The organism is Pseudomonas sp., assembly GCF_028293835.1.
In the GTDB taxonomy this organism is placed as follows: Bacteria; Pseudomonadota; Gammaproteobacteria; order Pseudomonadales; family Pseudomonadaceae; genus Aquipseudomonas.
In genome coordinates, this window is sequence record NZ_JAQGNX010000032.1 from 1 (window position 1) to 5,816 (window position 5,816).

Consider the following 5,816-nt stretch of genomic DNA (forward strand, 5'->3'; position numbering starts at 1 on the left):
ACGAAAGGCTGAAAAGTTCATTTCTAACCCCTACAATAAACGCCCATGCCTCGCTGGCGCTGTAACCGATCATCAACCCGATTAACCCACAAGCTAACGGGAGGAGAACTGTAAAAAGTATAAAAGAATTAAATGGCGAGCCGAGAGTTATTTGCCACGGAAAAACCTGAGGCGACCCTAATCCGAAATCCAAATAAACATCATTTAGCTCCCCCACATAAGGACAGTGAGTAGGCAATTGAGTGGGCAGTGGAAGCGGTGCCAGGTAAGTAACGCGACCGCTAGGGAACGGTTCAACGTCACCGGCTTTCTTGGGATGGTGCAAGTTTGGCTCTGGTGTCATTGTTTTTTGATTCTTATCCACGAACAATCTCCAACATCAGAGGATCTATCGTCAGCATCTCCGCCTGAAGTCGCTCTGGTTTGAACGGTGCCACAGGAAAAATACCTTCCCCGTTGGGATCCAGCGAGAGATGGTAAAGCTGGTTATGTGGGTCACCGTTGGCATCATAGGTCTCCACGGCCACGGCCAAAATCAGGCGCGCTTTTGTGACGGTCCACGGTCTAACGCGTTCATCCGGATAGACCAGTTTAAAAATCAGCGGCGCAGATTGGATAACTTGCAGGCTTTCGATTACTTCTTCGCTGACGATTGCCCAGCGGTCTTGGTCAAACCCTTTTTCCCACTCAGCCGTAATCACTCGGTAAGCGGCAAGACTCAACACATGGGAGGGCCGACCCCTGAGCGGTTGTTGTAAGTTAGCCAGACTCACGCCAGGCATGGAAAGATGGATACTACCCGGCGTCGCCTGCACTAGCATGTCTTGCCAACGATCAACGTAGAGCTTGGGCCCGATTTGTACTTGTGGGGCCTGTAACAAACCGGTCAATTTACGTTTGTAGTCGCCAAGGCTTAGCGCTTCCCGCTTGTGCTCATCCAGACCCCAAGGGGTGCTTTCGAGCCATAGATCATGGGGAGAAAGATTGTAGCGGTTATAGAGCCAAGTCCCTCCCAGCTCCACTACCGTAAACAGTGTTCCAGCAATATTCATTCTGAAAAAAACGGTAGATAGTCGAGTTCCAGCGGCGGCCCAAGCCGCAGTGCGTGCGGCCATGTCTCGCGCAGCTACGACCGTATAAGCGGAATACAAAACGTTACCGAAATCATATGAGTAACTCGTCAATTGGCCTCCTGAGCCCAGCATCGCAAGCGCCGTGCTGTTTTGAAGTCTGGTGTCGCCACTACGCACAGCTTGTTGCCAATTATCGTGATGTGCCCGGGCACTAATTATCGAACTGACGATCCCGGCCAGCGAACCGACGCTACCCAAACCGACGTGCAACTTCCCCAACTGCACATACACACCCATCACCGCATGTTGTTGAAACGTACTTACTAACGAAGCGGCACGAGCAGTCAACGCCGTATCAACTATCCCCCGGACGGCAATAAACCCAGCAGTAGCCGTAGCGGCTGTAGAAGACACTATCAATTTATAACTTTCTTCATTCCAGGAATTTTTCCTGGCCTCCCCTGCCACCACCACCAAATTCACAAACTGCGCCACAAAAACCAGCAATCCAGCCCCATCCCCCAACATATTCAACTTCGGCGCAGCACTCATTCCTTTGCGCACGTTCGCCAATAACCGCCCTATTTCCTGCTGTTGCGCCGGAGGAAACAGCACCGTTAATCCAGCTCTACCCGGTGCAACGCCCCATAACCGCATGGACTCATCGGGCAGTTCGGCGATAGGGCTGATGGCTAAGGCCAAGCGCGCTTCCAGTTTCGAGATTGCACCACGGACTCCATGGATTTGCCGCTGAAGTTCCTGTGCCCTTGGCTCTTTATGACTTCTGTTACGGACGATTTGTTTTCGCTCGTTGTCCAGCACCTTAAGTTCGTAGCGTTGGTTAAATACTTCCTTGATATCCTCCTGTAGCGAGGCCAGTTCCTTAGGCGTCGCAACGGTAAAGGTCACACCTTCCCGGCCTGCGGCTTCGATGATCCGTGGCGCCAACGCTTTAGGCAGGTTGCGGAACAGTTGATCCAAATCCGGTATTTTCTCGCTGTTGATGGCTCGGGCAAACTCGTCTTGCATCCGGTCCATCCCGAGGCGCAACGCAGGGTTCAAGGCATCGCGAGCGCCTTCAGCTAACACCTTGATCGATTCCGGAAGTGCTTCAATGGCGGGGATTTTGCCGTGGCCGACTTGATGGGTTACATCAGTCCAATGCGGGATGTTGTTGATCAACCCATAGCCGGCGTTGAACAACGCAGCGTATTGGGTTGCCAGCTGCGTTTGATCGCTAAACGGCAGGGTGTGCAGCAGCGGCAAACTGAACTGTGGTTTTGCTTCCAGCCAGTCGAGGATCGCTTGACTGGCAACGTCACTTCGACAAATGTCTTTCAGGCAGGCGTATTCGGTGCTGAACGCCAGGGTCATTTGCTCTTGATCTTGCGCGTCGAAATACCAGGCGGCGCGGTGGAAACGGTCAGCGGTGACCAGCGCTACCCGGTCATCGGTGATACGGTCGAGCAACGTATTCCAGCGCCTCAGTTTCACGCGATGCTCGGCCAGGGTCTGATCCATGGCAGCGCGATCAATCAGTTCGTTGACGCCCCTTTGACCCATTTTGGCGCCGCTGAGCACATCCTTTATCCGCTGGGTCTGGTTCTTACCCAGCTGCACCAACGCTTTGAGGTGACGCTCGACGAAATCGCCAGGCGCTGGCGCCATGAACTGACCGGTGTGATAACGCCAATCAACATCCTGAACGATGACTGCTTTTACAGAACCCAGAGCAAGGTTTCCGAAAAACCCTTCTTCCTTGCGGAATTTGTCCATAGCCTCCTGACGCAGCGCCAAGAGCGCTTGCGGAGGATTGTCCTTGTGTATGGAAAAAGCCCTGCCGCAATTATTCAGATGATCCAGCAAGGCTCGGCCAGTGTTACCCCGCTCCGGCGATGGCATTTGATCCAGCTCTTCCAGCATGGCCTTTAAAGCAGGGTCATCGCTGGCGGCGGCCATGCCGGTCAGCTTGCTCTCATCGAGAATGCTCAGCGCCTCGATGTAACACGCCAGCAAGTAGTCACGCTCATTGGCGCCCGGTTGTGACCCTCCGTTGGCCCAGTCCTCGATCCATCCAACCACTTTGTCTTGATAGTTGGCCAAATCACGCAGCACGCCGAGATCGTCCTCGACCATAAGACAGAGCGTGTCGTTTTGGTAAAGCGGCAAAACGGGCTGCAGCAATTCTCCGATGTGCAATTCCCGGAAGCGCTTGGGCTGCTCCCACAAGTAGGCGGCTCGTTCATGTTCTGGCACGCTGTCTGGAACAGGACAAAGCTGATCGTCTTCCGCCAGTTCGGCGAGCCAGCGCTTGGCCTGTTCCAGGGTTAGCAGGTCTTTGGCGCCTCGCTCGCTATCCACATTAACCAGCGAAACGGACTGCATGAACCGCGCACGCTCGTCCTCGCTATTGAGCATTCGATTGCATTTGGCCGCCGTCCACTGTACCTCGGCGTAGGTGACATGCAGCGTGCTGCTTCTGGAAAATACCAGTGCAAATTCCGCGTCCAGCGTAGTGCGATGGTTAGTAGTGACCTTTTTGCCTTCCCACGATAACGCGCTGACAAGGCCGTTTGTAATCTGGTACTCATGCAGAAAGCCCGTGCTGCTGTCGATGATATACAGCCAGCCATTGCGCAACAGGCGCACGCCCATCGGCCGCGTTTGCAGCACGTAGGGTAACGTCAGATCAGCAGTCGGATCATTGCGTTCGACCATTCCATATCGCAGCGGCAGCAATTGCACCTTGGGCTGACGTAAAGGACAGGTGCCGTAGCTGAGGATGTCGCTCTTAGATTCGGCTGCGGCGGCAAGGTTAGGGTCTTTACGGCGGGTACTGTTCATGAAGGCTCCTGCGTCGCCTGTTGGCTGTTAGCCCAAGTGCGGGCTAGCTCGGCCGCAGCGGCAACGCGAGCGCTAGATGTCCCCACGCAAGCGTGGTCAAGCAGACGAGCGATTTCAGGGTGATGTGCAAGCGGCGAATCGCCAAGCCAGGCAAATATATTGACGTAGTAAGTCAGGTCCGATTGGCTGCTGAACCCCTGCGCATAGGCATTGCTGACCTTCTGATGCAAAGCTGGCCAGCGCTGGGGCAAACTGTTTGATGTACGAAGATCGGGAAAATACTCCAGTAGATGAGCATCAAGTTTCAACGTAGCTCCGCGCAAGTCAGCGCGATCCAGAGCACCATTTTGCTCGGGACTCAGCACGTATTTTTTCGGCAGTCCCCGCGCGTCCGAAGCGCAGCGTTGATGTCGATGCCAGCGACCTTCCACGCTATCGGCTAGCACCAAGGTATCGATCGGCCCAAACAAACGTTCATCGCGGTCCGGCATCGCAAACAAGGCGTGAATCACCGATGGATCAGCCAGACGCAACGCGACTTCCGGTCCGTCTGGTACGTGCACTGTCAGTAGTTCACGCAAGTGTGCGACGACCGCGTTCAAGGGTTTTTCGCTGAACATAAGGGCGCCCCACTCCCGTGTGGCATCGGTCAGGAACGCTTGGAAAACAGGATCGCTTGGTCCTTCAAGAACCACCAACCAAGGTGATATTTCGCTGATGGCGTCAAATCGAGTGCCCGCATACAAGGCAATTCGAGGCGCTGCGAGATTCCAGGCTGACAGTTTGTTTTTCAGGTCAGGGACGGTGACGCCGTCGAGCAGCAGAAAGGCATGGTGGTGTTGCCAGGGCAGGTCTTGGGGGAATTCGATTAAGGTGCTCATGCTCGCGTGCCCTCTTCGCACAGCAGGCAGCGCGACCCGCGCTGCGATAGCATCGATATTTTTTGCTGCGCTGGTATCAGCGGGTTGAGTAAGGCGGGGGCCTCTCCCGGCGCCAACGGTATCGCGGGCGTCCCAGGCATTGGCACACCACCCAATACAATCGGTACGCTGGAGAAAATCCCCGCCGGGTTCAGAACAAGGTGTTGGCCGTTGATCGACAGAGTCAGGCTGATGCCGCCTTCGATAACAACGTCCGCTCCGGAGATATGTACTTCCTGCGCAGCGTCTATCACCAGCGCGCCGCCCACCTGGGTATGGCTGGAACCCGCCACTTGCAGATGATCGCCCGCCGACAACAGCACCTTGCGCGCGCCAGTAACAGTGAGGTTTTGGTCCGCCTTGATGACGGTGGTGCTGTTGCCCTTGATGGTCTCTTTTCGTTCACCGCGTACTTCAAGACGGCTGTCGTTCTGTACCAACTGCTCCATGTCACGTTGAGCACGCAGGTAGACCAACTCGGCGCCATTGCGATCTTCAAAAGAGACTTCGTTAAAGCCTTGGCTCGCCTTTGAATTACGGCTACGAAATACGCTTTTGGTCTTGTTGGCCGGCTGTTCGTAAGGAACAGGATTTAGACTGTTGGGCAAACACCCCATGACAATCGGCTTATCCGGATCGCCTTCCAGGTACGAAACCAATACTTCCATGCCCACCCGGGGCAAAGTTACGGCACCGTAGTTAGCGCCCGCCCAGCTGGACGCCACCCGCACCCAGCAACTAGTGGTTTCGTCTTCCAGATCACGACGGTCCCAGTGAAACTTGACCTTCACTCGGCCAAACTTATCGCAGTGGATTTCTTCGCCTTGCGGCCCGGTGACCTTGGCGGTTTGCGTGCTGTGGATCGGCGGTTTGAGATGGCGTCGTGCAGGGCGAAACTGAACGGCTTCGGGGATGGCGGTAAAGGTGTTGCGATAACCCTGAACGATTTGGCCTGCTTCTACTTCCAGCGAAGCGCCCA

Annotated in this window: 3 protein-coding genes and 1 pseudogene; all 4 read right to left on the bottom strand. The window is 55.1% G+C overall.

The genetic code is table 11. The annotated features are described in order from the left end of the window. A pseudogene (locus tag JWR17_RS04105) lies at positions 1 to 364 on the bottom strand (hypothetical protein); the annotation flags it as partial. Next, a complete protein-coding gene (locus JWR17_RS04110; RefSeq protein WP_299828577.1) occupies positions 357 to 3,917 on the bottom strand; it encodes a toxin VasX in 3,561 nt (1,186 codons plus the stop codon). The gene JWR17_RS04110 and the pseudogene JWR17_RS04105, both read right to left, overlap by 8 nt. After that, the gene (locus tag JWR17_RS04115; protein WP_299828579.1) at positions 3,914 to 4,798 is read right to left on the bottom strand and encodes a DUF4123 domain-containing protein; all 885 of its coding nucleotides are present in this window, start codon (positions 4,796 to 4,798) and stop codon (positions 3,914 to 3,916) included. The genes JWR17_RS04110 and JWR17_RS04115 overlap by 4 nt, the downstream gene beginning before the upstream one ends. Continuing rightward, positions 4,795 to 5,816, bottom strand: a 1,022-nt coding sequence (gene tssI, locus JWR17_RS04120) for a type VI secretion system Vgr family protein (protein ID WP_299828581.1), incomplete at its 5' end; no start/stop codon positions are given. The genes JWR17_RS04115 and tssI, both read right to left, overlap by 4 nt.